A 16,154-nucleotide genomic window follows, 5' to 3' on the forward strand; every position below is an offset into this window, starting at 1 on the left:
CGAGGCCCACAAACTTGACCTGAAGACCGGCCGGTCATGGGGTGACGCAGCGACCGGAACGACCCGCGAAACACCTATGAGCAGCCGCCCTGACCGGCGGCGACGCTCGATCCTAGACACGCGTGACGTTCCGAGCCGAAAGCACCGTCCTGCGGTAACCAACCCGCGAATATCAGACTGACATCGCCGTCGTATAGACACGCGAAACCCCTGACCACATCCACTTCAGGTCAACACAGGAGAGGCGCCGCCAGGCATCCAGCCCGGCGGCGCCTCGTCCTGCCCTCTTGACAAAACCCACACCCATATCAGGTGTTGGTGGCAGACAGGTTCATGACACTCGGGTGATGGGAGCTTTCCCGCCGAGGGCGCTGTGGCCTCGTTCAGTGTTGTAGAACGTGAGCCAGTCGGCAAGGGCGTCGCGGCGTGCTTGGTTGCTGGTGAAGGGCTGTCGGTAGGCCCATTCGGTTGCCAGGGTCCGGTTGAGGCGCTCGACCTTGCCGTTTTGCCAGGGGCAGTGGGGCTTGATGAACTTCTGTTTCGCGTCGAGGGCTTCGACCGCGGCGATGAAGTCGCTGCTGTTGCGGTAGGCGAAGGCATTGTCGGTGATCACCCGCTCGATACGGGTGATGCCGTGGTCTGCGAAGAAGGCCGCGGCGCGGGTGAGGAAACCAGCGCAGGTGGGTCCCTTCTCGTCGTCGTGGATCTCGATGTAGGCCAGCCGGGTGTGGTCGTCGACCGCTGCGTGGACGTAGTCGTAGCCGATCTTTGCCCGCTTGTTCCTCTCGGCGCTGGTCGCGGCCCGTCCGCGGCTTCGCCAGCCTCCACCGTCGGGGATCTTGCCGATCTTCTTGACATCGAGGTGGATCAACTCACCGGGGTGTTCGCGTTCGTAGCGGCGGGTGGTGGCCTGGCTGCCGCGGATCACTGCTCCGGTGATCGGATCGAGGTGGGCCAACGGGGGCATGTGATGACGCTTCCAGATCGCCGAGACGGTGCGCGCGGGAACACCGGTCGCGGCGCTGGTGTGGGTTGGGCCCTGCCGGTGCAGCGCGCGGTGCGCCAGGACCCGGACCTCGACCTGGTGGTTGGTGCGCCGGGGCATGGTTCGGGGTCGGCTGGAGCGGTCATGCAGACCTGGTTCGCCGTGCTGGTCGTAGCGCTTGAGCCAGTGGTGTGCGCACTGGCGTGAGATTCCCATCGCCTTGGCGGCGTGGGCGACCTTCCAGCCTTGCTCGTGGACGCGCTGGACCAGCAGACGCCGACCGTTGACGTTCAGACGGGCTTTGGAGTGGGCCATGAGGACCTCCGTTGTTCATCTGTGACCTTCGACAAGCCACAACCCAACGGGGGTCCTCCCTTCACGTCAACCCGCAAACTGTCATGAACGTCCCTGCCACCAACATCTAGACGGCCTCGATCAAGCGTCCGCTGAGCGCGTCGACGATCGCCCTGGCGGCCCCGGACTTGCTGCCGGAGACCTCCGCGACGGCACCTTGGGCGTCGATCACCGTGATGTGGGTGCTCGACTGGCCGAAGACCTTGCCCCCGGACACGTCATTGAGCACCAGCAGGTCGCAGCCCTTGCGGGCCAGTTTCGCGGTGCCGATCCGCACCAGCTCGTCGCGGTCCGGGGCGGTCTCGGCGGCAAATCCGACGACAACCTGACCTGCCCGGGAGGGATCGGCAGCGCGGTCCCGGCACAGGGTGGCCAGCACGTCGGTGGTCTGCAGCAGGTGCAGCGTCAGGCCTCCGTCGCCGTCCTTCTTGATCTTGGAATCGGCCTGCTGCTCGGGAGTGAAGTCCGCCGGCGCGGCGGCCATCACGATGCCATTGGCCCGCGGGGCCAGCTCCGCCATCACCCGGGCCAGGTCACCGGTGGAGACGACGCGACGCACCTCGACCCCGCTGGGAGGAGTGGCCTGCATGTTGGCCGCCACCAGCGTGACCCTGGCCCCGCGCAGGGCCGCTTCACGGGCGATGGCCACACCCATCAGGCCCGAGGAGGAGTTCCCCAGGAAGCGCACCGGGTCCAGCGCCTCATGGGTGCCACCGGCGGAGACGACCACATGCCGTCCGGCCAGATCCCGTGCCGCCGCCTGCGCCGCGGCATCGCGTCCGGCGGACAGCAGTTGCAGGGCGATCTCGGCAATCTCGGCGGGCTCCGGAAGACGACCCGGGCCCGAGTCGGCGCCGGTCAGCCGCCCGGAGTCAGGGTCCTTGACCACGACGCCCCGGCTGCGCAGCGTCGCGACATTGGCGACGGTGGCCGCGTGCTGCCACATCTCGGTGTGCATCGCCGGGAACATCACCACCGGGCAGTGCGCGGTCAGCAGCACATTGGTCAGCAGGTCATCCGCCCGGCCCGTCGCGGCCCGGGAGAGCAGGTCCGCCGTGGCGGGCACCACCATCACGAGGTCCGCCTGCTGGCCGAGCCGCACATGTGGCACCTCGGTGATGTCACTCCAGACGTCGGTGGCCACGGCCTTGCCGCTCAACGCCTCCCAAGTGGTCTGGCCGACGAAGTTCAGCGCATTGGCCGTGGGCACGACGGTGACCTCGCAGCCGGCCTCCCGCAGGCGCCGCAAGACCTCACAGGCCTTGTACGCAGCGATGCCACCGGCCACGCCGAGGACCACACGGCGGGCGGTGGCATCGGTTTCGGCCATGCCTGGTCCTGGGATCAGGCCGGGTCGATGTCGCCGAAGGGATCGGCGACGAGGCTGAAGTCAGGGTCAGCGGCAGCGGCGACGCGAGCGGCAGCCTCGGCCTCGGGGTCGATCTCGAGGCATTCCAGCACATCGGCCTGGATCTCACGCATGGCGATGCTCAGCGGCTTCTCCTGCACACCGGTCTCGACCAGCGGGCCGACGTTCTCCAGCAGGCCCTCGCCCAGCTGCGAGTAGTAGGCATTGATCTGACGGGCACGCTTGGCGGCGAACAGCACCAGGCGGTACTTGGAGTCGACCTTGTCGAGCAGCTCGTCGATCGGGGGGTTGGTGACGCCCTCGGGAATGTTTGTGGTCAAGGTGAACCTTCGTTCGATCGTGCGGTGGTCCCGGGCACCTGCCGGCTCCGGGGAATGGTCTTTGCGGACGCGCAGACGCATCCAAAGATCACAAGCCCAGCAAGCCTACCAAATCCTCCACGGTTTGATCGATCTCGTGATTGATCACCACGTGGTCGAACTCGCCCACGCGCGCCAGTTCCTCCTTGGCGGTGACCAGACGACGCTCCCGCTGCTCGGCGTTCTCCGTGCCACGGCCCACCAGACGACGCACCAACTCCTCCCAGCTCGGGGGCTCGAGGAAGATCTGCTGTGCCTCGGGATAGGTCTGTCGCACCTGGCGAGCACCCTGCAGGTCGATCTCCAGGACGACGACGCGTCCCTGCGACACCGCCTCCTCCACCGGCCCCCGCGGTGTGCCGTACCGGTGCTTGCCGTGCACGACCGCCCACTCCAACAGGCCCTCGTGCGCCGTCAGACGGTCGAACCCCGCATCGTCGATGAAGTGGTAGTGCACGCCGTCCACTTCACCGGCGCGTGGCGCACGGGTGGTGACGGAGATCGACACGAAGACCTCGGGATGCAGCTCCTTGAGCCGGTTCACCACTGTGCCCTTGCCGACCGCAGTCGGGCCACTGATGACGCTGACCCGCGGCGTGGCCGAGGGATCCTTCTGCTCGGTCACGCCGCGAGCCTCTCCTTCTGTTCGTCTGCTCCGCCCGTCGTCGGGTGGGGATTGATGCAGATTACTCGAACTCCGCCTTCAGCCCCGCCACCTGGTGCCTGCCGAGGCCACGCACGCGGCGGTTGGCCGCAATCTCGAGGCGCTCCATGATCTCCGCGGCCCGCTTCTCACCGACCCTGGGCATCGCCTTCAACAGGTCGACGACCTTGACGTGGGCGAGGACGTCATCCTTGGCGGCGATGTCCAGCGCCTGGCCAAGACTCAACGTTCCGGAACGGACCTTCTCCTTCAGGTCAGCCCGCGCGCGACGCGCCTGCGTGGCGGCCTCACGCGCAGCCTGCAACTGTTCCGGTGACAGTGTGGGAATTGCCACGACGAGTCTCCAATCAAGTGATGCCGAACATGCCCCTCTGTCCGGTCGAGACCCAAACTACAATGGATAACCGCTTGCCGCAGCCCTTTTGACCGCAGATGTGAGCAATTTCGCCCTGCCCCGTCAGCGGCCCACCAGGCCGGCCAAGGCGTCCTGCAGCCCCTGCGCCGATGGCCCGCCCTGCATGATCTGGCGGCTGGCCGACGGGAGCAGCCGGTCCACCGCGTCGCCGAAGATCCCCCGGAGGCCTTCGATGGTGCCCCCCTGGGCCCCGATACCGGGCACCAGGATGGAGCCGTTGAAGGCGCTGACGTCGCAGCCGGGGTCCGCATGGGTGCCGCCCACGACCAGCCCCAGCGCGTACTGCCCGGACCGCTCGTTCTCGGCAGCGGCGGCGTCCACCATCAGCTGGCTGACACTGGTTCCCCGCTCGGTGCGGGCCAGCTGCACGTCGCCGCCCTCGGGATTGCTGGTGCGGGCGAGCAGGTAGATCCCGCGGCCCGTCTGGTGGGCCAGGTCGATCGCGGGACGCAGCGACTCGAAGCCCAGGTAGGGGCTCAACGTGATCGCGTCGGCGCGCAATGACGAGTCCTCGGCCAGGTAGGCACGGGCATAGCCGGCCATGGTGGAGCCGATGTCGCCGCGCTTCACGTCGAGGATGCTCAACGCGCCCGCCTGCCGGATGTCGTCCAGCACTCGCTCCAGCACGGCAATGCCCTCGGAGCCGTACACCTCGTAGAAGGCCGACTGTGGCTTGAAGACCGCGGCCTTCTCCCCCAACGCCGCCACCATGGTCCGGGCACAGGCCTCCAGCCCCTTGACGTCATCGGCCAGACCCCATGCCTCGAGGATCTGCGGATGCGGGTCGATTCCGACGCACAGTGCGCCGCGCTGGGCGGTCAGGGCCCTGAGTCGTTCTGCGTAGTTGGACATTGGTCGCTCCTTCAGGGCCTCGGCTGGCTAGGCCACCGTGGCTGGGTCAGTTGTGGGGCAGCGCGTTGATGCCGCGCACCAGTGCGGGGCCGTTGTAGATGAAACCGGTGTAGACCTGCACCAGGGAAGCACCGGCATCGAACATCGCCTGGGCATCCGCCGGTGTCATGATCCCGCCGACTCCCATCACGGGCAGCGACGAGTGCTGGACGATCCGGGCGACCATGGCACGTGAACGCACGGTCAGCGGCGCCCCGGACAGTCCCCCCGCCTCGTCCGCCAGCCTCACGTCGTCCCCCTTGAGGCCCTTGCGGTCCAGGGTGGTGTTGGTGGCGATCAGGCCCGCCACACCGGCCAGCTCACAAGTGCCGATCACCTCGTACAGGGCATCCCAGGTCAGGTCCGGGGCAACCTTCACGAAGATGGGCACCGGATTGCTCGGATTCAGGACCTTGGCCTCGGCCACCAGGGCCCGCGTCAGCTCACGCAGGGCGTCACCGTCCTGCAGGCTGCGCAGTCCGGGCGTGTTCGGGCTGGAGATGTTGATGGCGATGTAGTCGGCCTTGTCGGCCAGCAGACGAAGGCTCCTCAGGTAGTCCTCGACGGCCCCCTCAAGGGGCGTCACCTTGGTCTTGCCCAGGCTGATGCCCAGCGGGATACCGAGCGCCGCATTGCCGCGTCGCACTCCCCAACCGTCCAACCGGGAGGCCAGGGCCGCCGCACCCTCGTTGTTGAAGCCCATCCGGTTGATGACCGCGTCGGACTGCTTGGCACGAAAGACGCGGGGCTTGGGATTGCCTGGCTGGGCCTGCGCGGTGACGGTGCCCAGCTCGGCGAAGCCGAAGCCGAGCCCTGCCCATGCCCGGGCAGCGAGACCGTTCTTGTCGAGGCCCGCCGCGACGCCCACCCGCCCGGGAAAGCTGATCCCCGCGAGTTCGACGCCCTTGCCGGTGCCCATCACGCTGCTGCCGGCACCCAGTACCCCACCGGGCAGGCCTCCTGCGATGCCCAGCGCACGGATCATGTCCTCGTGGATCTTCTCGGCATCGCCGCCCCGAGCCCGGAAGAGCCCCGGGCGCACCACCTGGCGATAGCCGTGCAGCAGCGCCCGGGTCAGCATCTCGTCCATCAGTTGCCGGCCTTGCCGATGGTCTTCTCGACCGCCTCCGCGACATCGGCCGCCCATTCCTGCAGCGACTTGACGCCGATCGGGTTGGCCTCGGGATCGGCCGCCTCGGCGCAGAGTGCCTCCACCGCCTGGACGGTTGCCGCCAGCCCCTGTGCCGTGGTGATGCAGGGAGCATTGTGGACCACCGAGGAGGCGCGGATCTCGTAGCCGTCGGCGCGTTCGGAGCCGGACGACTGACCCGGCGTGTTGAAGACCGCGTCCACCTGGCCCTCGCGGATCAGGTCGACGATCGTCGGCTCCCCATTCGGGCCCTGCCCCTCGGACAGCTTGCGCACGACGGTGGTGGTGACCCCCTGACGGCCCAGCACCGTGGCCGTGCCCTGGGTGGCGAGAATGTTGAAGCCGAGGTCGTGCAGCCGCTTGACCGGGAAGATCGAGTGGCGCTTGTCCTTGTTGGCCATGGCGACGAAGAAGTTGCCGGAGGTGGGCAGGTACTGCCCCGCCGCGATCTGGCCCTTGGCGAAGGCCTCACCGAAGGTGCGGGACAGCCCCATCACCTCACCGGTGGAACGCATCTCCGGGCCGAGGATTGTGTCGACATTGTGCCCGTCTGCGGTGCGGAACCGGTTGAAGGGGAGCACGGCCTCCTTCACGGCCATCGGTGCCCCGGGCCAGGTGTGCGCGCCGTCGACATCGGAGCGCAGGATTCCCTGCTCCCGCAGGTCCGCGATGCTGGAACCCATCATGATCAGCGTGGCGGCCTTCGCCAGGCCGGTCGCGGTGGCCTTGGAGACGAAGGGCACGGTGCGGCTGGCTCGCGGGTTGGCCTCCAGCACGTAGAGCACGTCGCCGGCCAGGGCGAACTGGATGTTCAGCAATCCCCTCACCCCGACGCCCTTGGCGATGGCCTCGGTGGAGATACGGATCTGGTCGATCACCTCGCTGCCCAGGGTGATGGGCGGCAGGGCGCACGCGGAGTCACCGGAGTGGACGCCGGCCTCCTCGATGTGCTCCATCACGCCGCCCATGTACAGCTCGGTGCCGTCATAGAGGGCGTCGACGTCGATCTCCACCGCATCCAGCAGGAAGCGGTCAACCAGCACGGGGCTCGTGGCGCTGATCAGGGTGGAGCTGGCGATGTAGCGCTGCAGGCTCGCCTCGTCGTAGACGATCTCCATGCCACGGCCACCCAGCACATAGCTGGGACGCACCAGCACCGGGTAGCCGATCTCATTGGCGACGGTCCGTGCCTGGTCGAAACTGACCGCCATGCCGTGGGCGGGGGCGCGCAGGCCGGCATCGGCCAGCACGGCCTCGAAGGCGCCGCGTTCCTCGGCGAGGTGGATCGCCTCCGGGCTGGTTCCGACGGTCGGCACACCGGCATCCTTCAGCTGCTGGGCCAGCTTCAGCGGGGTCTGGCCGCCGAGCTGGACGATCACACCCGCCACCGGGCCGGCCTGGCACTCGGCGTGGTAGACCTCCAGCACGTCCTCCAGCGTGAGCGGCTCGAAGTAGAGGCGGTCCGAGGTGTCATAGTCCGTCGAAACGGTCTCCGGGTTGCAGTTGACCATCACCGACTCGTAGCCGGCCTCGGTCAGCGCCATGGCGGCGTGCACGCAGGAGTAGTCGAACTCGATGCCCTGGCCGATGCGATTGGGTCCGGAACCCAGGATCAGCACCGCCGGCTTGGTGCGGGACTGCACCTCGCTCTCCTCGTCGTAGGAGGAGTAGAGGTAGGGCGTCTGGGCGGCGAACTCGGCGGCGCAGGTGTCCACGGTCTTGTAGACCGGGCGGATGCCCAGCGCCCAGCGCACGCCCCGGACCACGTCGGTGGACATGCTGCGGGCGGCGGCGATCTGGGCGTCGCTGAAGCCATGACGCTTGGCGGTGCGCAGCAGGTCAGGGGTGAGCTCGGGGGCCTGGGCCACCTCGCGAGCCACCTCCACCAGCAGCACCAGCTGGTCGATGAACCACGGGTCGATCTTCGTGGCGTCGAAGACCTCCTCGACGCTGGCCCCCGCCATCAGGGCCTGGAAGACCTCGCCCAGGCGCCCGTCGTGGGAACGGCTGGCACTGTCCAGCAGCTCCTCCTTGGAGCGGGTGGGCATCGTCAGCACGAAGGGTGCCTTCGAGTCCTCCAGCGAGCGCAGCGCCTTGCCCAGCGCCTCGGTGAAGTTGCGGCCGATGGCCATCGCCTCGCCCACGCTCTTCATGTGCGTTGTCAGGGTGTCGTCGGCCGTCGGGAACTTCTCGAAGGCGAATCGGGGCACCTTCACCACGACGTAGTCGAGGGTGGGCTCGAAGCTGGCCGGAGTGCTGCCGGTGATGTCGTTGTCGATCTCGTCCAGGGTGTAGCCGACGGCCACCTTGGCGGCAATCTTGGCGATCGGGAAGCCAGTGGCCTTCGACGCCAGCGCCGACGAGCGGGAGACGCGCGGGTTCATCTCGATGACCACCATGCGGCCGTCGACGGGATTGATGGCGAACTGGATGTTGCAGCCACCGGTGTCGACGCCCACCTCGCGGATGATGGCGATGCCGACGTCTCGCATGAACTGGTACTCGCGGTCGGTCAGGGTCATCGACGGAGCCACGGTGATGGAGTCACCGGTGTGGGTGCCCATCGGGTCGAGGTTCTCGATGGAGCAGACGATGACCACATTGTCCTTGCGGTCACGCATCACCTCCAGCTCGTACTCCTTCCACCCGAGGATGGACTCCTCGATCAGCACCTCGGTGGTGGGGCTGGCGTCCAGGCCGGCGCCGGCGATGCGCCGCAGCTCGTCCTCGTCATGGGCGAAGCCGGAACCAAGACCACCCATCGTGAAGGACGGGCGCACGACGACGGGGTAGCCGAGCTCGCCGGCCGCGTCCAGCACCTCGTCCATGCTGTGGCAGATGTAGGAACGCGCCACGCCGGCCTCGCCGCCGGGCATGTCGAGCGCCTCGACGATCTCCTTGAACATCTCGCGGTTCTCGCCGCGCTGGATGGCGTCGAAGTTGGCGCCGATCATCTCCACGCCGTACTTCTCGAGGATGCCGTTCTCGTGCAGGGCGATCGCGGCATTCAGCGCCGTCTGTCCACCCAGGGTGGGCAGGATCGCGTCGGGGCGCTCCTTGGCAATCACCTTCTCCACGTACTGCGGGGTGATCGGCTCGATGTAGGTGGCGTCGGCGAACTCCGGGTCGGTCATGATCGTGGCGGGATTGGAGTTCACCAGGATCACCCGGTATCCCTCCTCGCGCAGCACGCGGCAGGCCTGGGTTCCGGAGTAGTCGAACTCGGCGGCCTGGCCGATGACGATCGGGCCGGAGCCGATGACCAGGATCGAGGTGATGTCAGTGCGCTTGGGCATCAGTTCTTGCCTTCCTGGTTCTGCGAAGCGACCATGATCTGCACGAAGCGGTCGAAGAGGTAGTCGGCGTCGTGGGGGCCGGCGGCAGCCTCGGGGTGGTACTGGACGCTGAAGGCGACGAGCTTGTCGTCGCCGTTCTCGTCCCGGCGGCGCAGTTCCAGGCCCTCCACGACGTCGTCGTTGAGGCAGACGTGGCTGACCGTCGCGGAACCGAAGTCCGTCTCGGTCGCCTGGTCCAGCGGGGCGTCGACGGCGAAGCCATGGTTCTGGGCGGTGATCTCCACCTTGCCGGTGGTGCGGTCCATCACCGGCTGGTTGATGCCACGGTGCCCGTACTTGAGCTTGTAGGTGCCGAAGCCCAGGGCCCGGCCGAAGATCTGGTTGCCGAAGCAGATGCCGAAGTAGGGCATTCCCGCGGCCAGCACCTCGCGCAGCAGGTTCGTGGCGTGCTCGGCCGTGGACGGGTCACCGGGTCCATTGGAGAAGAAGACTCCGTCGGGGTTCACGGCCCTGATGTCCTCGATGGTGGAGTTCGCGGGCAGCACGTGCACCTCGATGCCGCGTGCGGACATCCGGCGGGGCGTGTTGGCCTTGATGCCGAGGTCCACGGCCGCGACGACGCACTTCTTCTCACCCTGCGCCGGAACCACGACGGCCTCGGAAGTGGTGACGTCATCCACCAGGTTGGCTCCCGCCATGCCGGGCTGTTCGAGAACCTGCTGCTTGAGTCGCTCGGGGTCCAGCACCTCGGTGGAGATGGCCACCCGCATCGCACCACGTTCGCGCAGGTGCCGGGTCAGGGCACGGGTGTCGATCTGGCTGATGCCGACGATTCCCTGCTTCACCAGCTCCTCGTCGAGGCTGCGGCGGCTGCGCCAGTTGGAGGCGACCCGAGCGGGATCGCGTACCACGTAGCCGGCCACCCAGATGCGGCTCGACTCGTCATCCTCGTCATTCCACCCGGTGTTGCCGACGTGCGGCGCCGTGGCGACGACGATCTGACGGTGGTAGCTGGGATCGGTGAGCGTCTCCTGGTAACCGCTCATGCCGGTGGAGAACACCGCCTCCCCGAATGTGGTGCCCTGTGCTCCGAAGGAGGTGCCGCGGAAAAAGCGGCCATCCTCCAGGACCAGAATCGCGGGAACCGACGATTGTGAGGCGAACTGGGACGAGGTCATGGCCATCCTCCCCTGCCCGAGCCGGGCAAGGCCTTGCGGGTGAGTGATCGTCGGAGACCCTATCAGCACCGACGCACGGATCGGGACGCATTGTCCCGGCATGGGACGGGCGGCAACGTGGGGCTGTCGGGAGGACCGCCCCATGGCCTACAGATCGTGGGGTCCGCCGGCCAAAACTGAGAGCCCAGAGGGCACGTGGTTGGAGTTGGAAGGTGCCAACCGCTCCTCCTGGCTCTCAGTCTTGGGGCAGGGGATCAGAACCGGCCAGCCAGCTCCTCCAGGACCATCACCAGCGAGGTCGCACCAGGGTCCGGTGTGCCCAGGGAGCGCTCCCCCAGCGGCCGGGCACGGCCCAGCTTCGCGACGAGGTCCTTCGTGGACTCGGCGCCCCGCTGGGCGGCCGCGAGGGCATCCAGCTTCGCCTTCGCCGGCTCGCTGGCGGCCAGGTAGGCGTCGACGGCCGGGGCGAGGGCGTCGACCATCGTCTTGTCGCCGACGGTGGCGCCACCAAGCCGCACGACGGCATCCAGACCGGCCTGCAGGGCCCTGCCGACGGCCTGCTCGTCGCCCTTGGCCTGATCACCCAGCACACCACCGACGGCCGTCAGCAGCGCACCCCACAGCGCACCCGAGGTGCCGCCCGCGGCATCGGACCAGGCGGCTCCCGCGCCACTGAGCAGGGTCTGGGCACCGGCCTGCTGTGCCAGGAGCTCCCGCGCGGTACGTGCCGCGGCGGCCGAGCCCTTGTGCATGCCGATGCCATGGTCCCCATCACCGGCCACCGCGTCGAGGTCTCCGAGCTCGGCCTCCTTGCTGGCCAGCAGGGCTGCGATGGCCTCGAGCCCGTCGGTCACGGCAGCCGCCAATGTCTGGGATTCCGGGCTGCCCGGGCGCTCGACCGCCGCCTTGACGGCCTGCTGGGCCAGCTCCTCGTCGTCGCGTTCCACGTCCCCGACGGAGCCACGCCGATAGGCGGGGGTGTCACAGGGGGCGAACCAGAACTTCTCCAGCTCCTCGTCGAGGAAGACCAGGGTGAGACTGATGCCAGCCATGTCGAGGCTGGTGACGAACTCACCCACCTCGCCCTGGGCGATCACCAGGCCGGCCGCGCGCAGGTACTTCTGCACGCCGTGCCACACGACGAACATCTCCTCGTACTTGCTGGCGCCCAGGCCGTTGAGGATGGCGACCACGCGCTGGCCCTGTTCCGCGGGCCGATCGGCCAGCAGGCCGTCAACCAGCAGCCTGGCGATGTCGTCGGCGCTGCCCAGGTCTGCCTCGCTGACGCCGGGCTCGCCATGGATGCCCAGACCGATGCCCATCTTCCCCTCGGGAACGGTGAACAGCGGGTGGTCGGCACCGGGCAGTGTGCAGCCGGCGAAGGCGACGCCGTAGGAACGGGTGGCCTCATTGGCCTTGTCGAAGACGCGGACGACGCCGTCGATGTCCAGGCCGGCCTCACAGGCGGCGCCGGTGATCTTGAAGGTGGGAAGGTCGCCGGCGATGCCGCGGCGCTTGAGGTGCTCCTCCGGCGTGGCGGAGGCGATGTCGTCGGTGACCAAGAGCGTCCGGGCGTCGATGCCGTCGTTCTTCAGGCGCTCGACGGCCTGGCCGAAGTGCAGCACGTCGCCGGCATAGTTGCCGAAGCCGATCAGCACGCCTGCGCCCCGGTCGGCGGCCTTGCAGACGCTGTAGGCCTGCGCGCCCGATGGGGAGGAGAAGATGTTGCCGCAGACGGCGCCATCGGCGAAGCCTTGGCCCACCCACCCGGCGAAGGCCGGGTAATGACCGGAGCCGCCGCCCACGACGAGGGCAACCTTGCCCTGGCGGGTCTTCGTGGAGCGGACCACGCCGCCGAAGACGGGCTTGACGTAGGTGCTGAAGGCATCGGCATAGCCGGCCACGGCCTCCGCGGGGAAGTCGTCGGGATTGTTCACAAGACGCGTCATTGCGTACTCCTTGAGGTGGACGTCATCAACCAATTAACACGATCGGTGTGAAAAACACACTAGTTCGTGGGAGTGCCAAAGACTAGGGTTGGGCCATGGCAAATCTGATGCGCGCAGCCGTCCTGAACGCCCCCCACGACTTCGGCCTGACCACCAGGCCGACGCCCGAACCCGGCCCGGGCGAGGTCCTGCTGCGGGTCGAGGCAACCACCCTCTGCGGAACGGACCTTCGCCTGATCAGCGGCGCCAAGACCGCGGGGGTGCGCCCGGGAGTCGTGCTCGGCCACGAGATCGCCGGACGCATCGAGGCGGTCGGCGACGGCGTCGACGGCTACCCGGTGGGGGCCCAGGCGACGGTCTCCATCGTGGTCAGCTGCAACCACTGCCACGCCTGCCTGGCCGGGCGTGAACACTTCTGCGCAAACCTGGAACTGATCGGCTACGCGATTGATGGCGGGCTCGCCGAGCACCTGCTGGTTCCCGCGCGGGCCGTCGCCAACGGCAATGTCATCCTCACGCCCGAGATGCCCGCTCGCACCCTCTGCCTGGCCGAACCCCTGAGTTGCGTCCTCAACGGCGCGGGCCAGTTCACCACGCGCCCCGGTGACACCGTGGTGGTGCTGGGAGCGGGCCCCATCGGCCTGCTGCACACCCAGCTGGCCAAGGCCCAGGGCGCCAGCCGGATCATCGTCACGAATCGTTCGGCGGGCCGCCGTGAGCTGGCCCTCGAGCTGGGAGCGACGCACGCCGTCGATCCCACCTCGCAGGACCTGCAGGCCGTGGTCGACGAGGTGACCGACGGCCAGGGGGCTGACGTGGTGGTGGTCGCGATCGGGGCCCTGCCCCTGGCCACCCAGGCGCTGGAGCTGGCCGGCATCGGCGGCCGGGTGAACTACTTCGCGGGCTTCCCCAAGGGCAGCACCACCGAGATGGACCCGAACATCATCCACTACAAGGAGTTGCAGGTCACAGGTGGTTCCAATGCGCGTCGCAGCGACGTGCACCGGGCGGTCCAGGTGCTGGGCTCTGGTGCCATCACTGCCGATCGCATCGTCACCCACGCCTTCGAACTGTCCGACGTGGACCAGGCAGTGCAGGCCGTGTCCGACCAGCTCGGGGTGAAGGTGGCCGTCGAACCCCGCTGACGGTCCTCGACAGGCTCGGCCACCGGAGAAGGAGTCGGCCGACGGGAAACAACTCGGCCGTCGTGGTCATTGACCACGACGGCCGAGCGTGTCAGGCCTCAGTCCTCAGGCCTGCTTGGTCCGCATGGCAGTGGCCAGCAGACCGTTGAGGAAACCGGCGGAGTCATCCGTGGAGAACTCGGTGGCCAGGGCCACGGCCTCGCTGACGACGGCGGCATCCGCGGTCTCGGAGTGGTCGATCTCCCAGATGGCGATCCGGGCCAGGTTGCGGTCGACACGCGGCATCCGCTCCATGGTCCAGTCGGCGCTGCAGCATTCCGCGATCCGCTGGTCGATCTCGCCCATGTGCTCGTCGATGCCGCGGATGATCTGCGACGTGAACTCCCGCACCGGGGGCTCGCCCAGGGCGATGTACTCGTCGAGCGTCGTCACCAGGTCACGGTCGCGCAGCTCGGCCTCGAACAGGATGTCAAGGGCCTTCTTGCGCGCCTTGGTGCGGGTGCTGTGGTGCGCATTGGGCACCACCGGCACCGGCTCGGCGGAGATCTTGAGGAGGTCGGGACGCCCCGGGACGGGGGTTCCGACGATCTCGGACTCGCTCATCAGTTGCTGACGCGAGACAGGTACTCGCCCGTGCGGGTGTCGACCTTGATCTTCTCGCCGGTGGTGATGAACAGCGGCACGTTGACCTGCTTGCCGGTCTCCAGCGTGGCGGGCTTGGTGCCACCGGTGGAGCGGTCGCCCTGGAGGCCGGGCTCGGTGTAGGTGATCTCCAGCTCGACGGAGGCGGGCATCTCGAGGAACAGCGGGTTGTCCTCGTGGATCGCGACCGTGGCCACCGTGTTCTCCAGCAGGTAGTCCTTCGCGTCGCCGACGGTGTCCTCGGGGAGGGTCATCTGGTCATAGGTGGTGGTGTCCATGAAGACGAAGCCGTCGCCATCGTGGTACAGGTACTGCATGTCCCGACGGTCGACGGTGGCAGTGTCCACCTTGGTGTCGGAGTTGAAGGTCTTGTCGACCACCTTGCCGGTGAGCACGTGCTTGAGCTTGGTGCGCACGACGGTGTTGCCCTTGCCGGGCTTGTGGTGCTGGAACCACTGCACCTGCCACAGCTGGCCGTCCAGGTCGAGGACCATGCCATTCTTCAGATCATTGGTCGAAGCCACGTACTTCCCTTTCCAAAGCGTCTGCCGAGAGTCCGGCAGGACAGTTTAACCCGTCGGGCTCGCCAAGCCACAATGGCGCTTCTGGACACCGCCCCACGGCCCACGCCTGCGTGGCTAGGATGACCGCATGCACGTCCTTCCCCGCGTGGCCACGGGCCCGAAGCTGGCAGCCGGTCATGTCAGCCTGACCGATGCCGATGAGCTGGCCCCTTCCCAGGTTGGCGATGACGAGCTGGTCACCGAGCAGCGCTTTGCGCGAGTGGTCCTGGACTCCCACACCAGCCAGTTCGTGGAATTCGCGAGCCTAGAAGTCTGTGGGGGAAGCTTGGCCGACTCGGACTGGTACCGCACCAACTGGGTCGACGTCGCCCTGGAGGGTGTGGATGCCGCCAATGCCGCCTTCACCGAATCCGGCCTCAAACGCATTGCATGGCGCAACAGCCGCCTGGTGGGCATCGGCCTGTCGGGCTGCACCTTGCACGACGTGGCACACCTGGACTGCATCGCGACGATGGCCAACTTCCGCTTCGCCCATCTGCAGCGCGTCGAGTTCGTCGACTGCGACCTGAGCGGCGCAGACTTCACCAATGCCAGGCTCCAGGAAGTGAGCTTCCTCGGTTGTCGCCTCGAGGGAGCCACCTTCAGCCATGCCACCAGCAACCGGGTGCTGCTGCACGGCGGGGAACTCGAAGGCATCCGGGGACTGGGCGGTCTCAAGGGCGCCACAATCCACGCGGACGACATCACCACCATCGCCCAGGAGATGGCCGCCGAGCTGGGCATCCAGCTGACGGCCGGCTGAGGCTCAGAAGCGGCGCCCCGCGTCCGGAGGCACGATGTCGCTTCCTTCGTCGGGAACCTCCTGCTGGATCCGCTCCTCGATCGAGTCCCGGTGCGGCATGTCATCCACCGTGATCGCTTCGTCCAGGGGAACCACGGCATCAGTCCGGTGCGAGATCTGGTCATCGTCGTCCAAGGAGCGCGCCAGGTCCGCCCCGTCATCGACGAGGTCCTGTGTCCCCAGGTCCTGTGCCGTCACCTCGCCATAGGGCCGATTGGCGTCGGCGCTCTCCTCCAAGGACTGCAGATCCTCCAGCCCGTCGAGGTCACGGTCCAGGTCATCCCGCATGGTCTCGGCATTCTCAAGATCATTTGTGCTCATGGCTCCACCCTGACCGATCCGCACGCATGGGACAAGGCATTTCGCCCATGACGTAGTGCTGCGGCCGGCCC

Annotated in this window: 15 protein-coding genes; 2 read left to right on the forward strand and 13 right to left on the reverse strand. The window is 67.7% G+C overall.

Annotated features, from left to right (window positions below):
- Window positions 1–331 precede the first annotated feature (331 nt).
- The 10 genes from EDD41_RS03290 to EDD41_RS03335 all read right to left on the reverse strand — a co-directional run bounded on the left by EDD41_RS03290 (window position 332) and on the right by EDD41_RS03335 (window position 12,610).
- Complete coding sequence (locus EDD41_RS03290; protein ID WP_123574950.1) at window positions 332–1,300, reverse strand: IS481 family transposase; 969 nt, start codon at window positions 1,298–1,300, stop codon at window positions 332–334.
- Window positions 1,301–1,406: 106 nt separating this feature from the next.
- Window positions 1,407–2,669 (reverse strand): bifunctional phosphopantothenoylcysteine decarboxylase/phosphopantothenate--cysteine ligase CoaBC, encoded by a 1,263-nt coding sequence (gene coaBC / locus EDD41_RS03295; RefSeq protein ID WP_094763757.1) that lies wholly within the window; start codon window positions 2,667–2,669, stop codon window positions 1,407–1,409.
- Between the two features lie 14 nt (window positions 2,670–2,683).
- Window positions 2,684–3,028 (reverse strand): DNA-directed RNA polymerase subunit omega, encoded by a 345-nt coding sequence (rpoZ, locus tag EDD41_RS03300; protein WP_094763758.1) that lies wholly within the window; start codon window positions 3,026–3,028, stop codon window positions 2,684–2,686.
- 88 nt (window positions 3,029–3,116) lie between these two features.
- Complete coding sequence (gmk, locus tag EDD41_RS03305; protein WP_094763759.1) at window positions 3,117–3,692, reverse strand: guanylate kinase; 576 nt, start codon at window positions 3,690–3,692, stop codon at window positions 3,117–3,119.
- Window positions 3,693–3,753: 61 nt separating this feature from the next.
- Window positions 3,754–4,065: an integration host factor, actinobacterial type gene (gene mihF, locus EDD41_RS03310; RefSeq protein WP_094763760.1), complete on the reverse strand. Its 312-nt coding sequence runs from the start codon at window positions 4,063–4,065 to the stop codon at window positions 3,754–3,756.
- Window positions 4,066–4,188: 123 nt separating this feature from the next.
- Window positions 4,189–4,998, reverse strand: a complete 810-nt coding sequence (gene pyrF / locus EDD41_RS03315; protein ID WP_123574952.1) for an orotidine-5'-phosphate decarboxylase — start codon at window positions 4,996–4,998, stop codon at window positions 4,189–4,191.
- Window positions 4,999–5,044: 46 nt separating this feature from the next.
- Window positions 5,045–6,127, reverse strand: coding sequence for a quinone-dependent dihydroorotate dehydrogenase (locus EDD41_RS03320; RefSeq protein ID WP_123574953.1), 1,083 nt, complete (start codon window positions 6,125–6,127; stop codon window positions 5,045–5,047).
- Window positions 6,127–9,483 (reverse strand): carbamoyl-phosphate synthase large subunit, encoded by a 3,357-nt coding sequence (gene carB, locus EDD41_RS03325; protein ID WP_123574954.1) that lies wholly within the window; start codon window positions 9,481–9,483, stop codon window positions 6,127–6,129. Before carB ends, EDD41_RS03320 begins: the two co-directional genes overlap by 1 nt.
- Complete coding sequence (gene carA / locus EDD41_RS03330; RefSeq protein ID WP_123574955.1) at window positions 9,483–10,661, reverse strand: glutamine-hydrolyzing carbamoyl-phosphate synthase small subunit; 1,179 nt, start codon at window positions 10,659–10,661, stop codon at window positions 9,483–9,485. The genes carB and carA overlap by 1 nt, the downstream gene beginning before the upstream one ends.
- A gap of 254 nt (window positions 10,662–10,915) precedes the next feature.
- Entirely contained in the window at window positions 10,916–12,610 is a 1,695-nt protein-coding gene (locus EDD41_RS03335) for a dihydroxyacetone kinase family protein (RefSeq protein ID WP_123574956.1), read from the reverse strand.
- 95 nt (window positions 12,611–12,705) lie between these two features.
- On the opposite strand from EDD41_RS03335, the gene EDD41_RS03340 reads away from it, so the two are divergent.
- Window positions 12,706–13,755: a zinc-binding dehydrogenase gene (locus tag EDD41_RS03340; protein WP_211336567.1), complete on the forward strand. Its 1,050-nt coding sequence runs from the start codon at window positions 12,706–12,708 to the stop codon at window positions 13,753–13,755.
- A gap of 105 nt (window positions 13,756–13,860) precedes the next feature.
- Here EDD41_RS03340 and nusB read toward each other — a convergent pair whose 3' ends face one another.
- Together nusB and efp are read right to left on the reverse strand one after the other, a co-directional pair.
- The gene (gene nusB, locus EDD41_RS03345) at window positions 13,861–14,358 is read right to left on the reverse strand and encodes a transcription antitermination factor NusB (RefSeq protein WP_094763768.1); all 498 of its coding nucleotides are present in this window, start codon (window positions 14,356–14,358) and stop codon (window positions 13,861–13,863) included.
- The gene (efp, locus tag EDD41_RS03350) at window positions 14,358–14,921 is read right to left on the reverse strand and encodes an elongation factor P (RefSeq protein ID WP_094763769.1); all 564 of its coding nucleotides are present in this window, start codon (window positions 14,919–14,921) and stop codon (window positions 14,358–14,360) included. Before efp ends, nusB begins: the two co-directional genes overlap by 1 nt.
- A 127-nt stretch (window positions 14,922–15,048) precedes the next feature.
- Between efp and EDD41_RS03355 the strand changes: the two genes are divergently transcribed.
- Entirely contained in the window at window positions 15,049–15,723 is a 675-nt protein-coding gene (locus EDD41_RS03355; RefSeq protein WP_094763770.1) for a pentapeptide repeat-containing protein, read from the forward strand.
- Window positions 15,724–15,726: 3 nt separating this feature from the next.
- Here EDD41_RS03355 and EDD41_RS03360 read toward each other — a convergent pair whose 3' ends face one another.
- Complete coding sequence (locus tag EDD41_RS03360) at window positions 15,727–16,083, reverse strand: hypothetical protein (protein ID WP_094763771.1); 357 nt, start codon at window positions 16,081–16,083, stop codon at window positions 15,727–15,729.
- Between the last annotated feature and the right edge of the window lie 71 nt (window positions 16,084–16,154).

This window comes from Luteococcus japonicus, from assembly GCF_003752415.1.
Lineage (GTDB): Bacteria > Actinomycetota > Actinomycetes > Propionibacteriales > Propionibacteriaceae > Luteococcus > Luteococcus japonicus.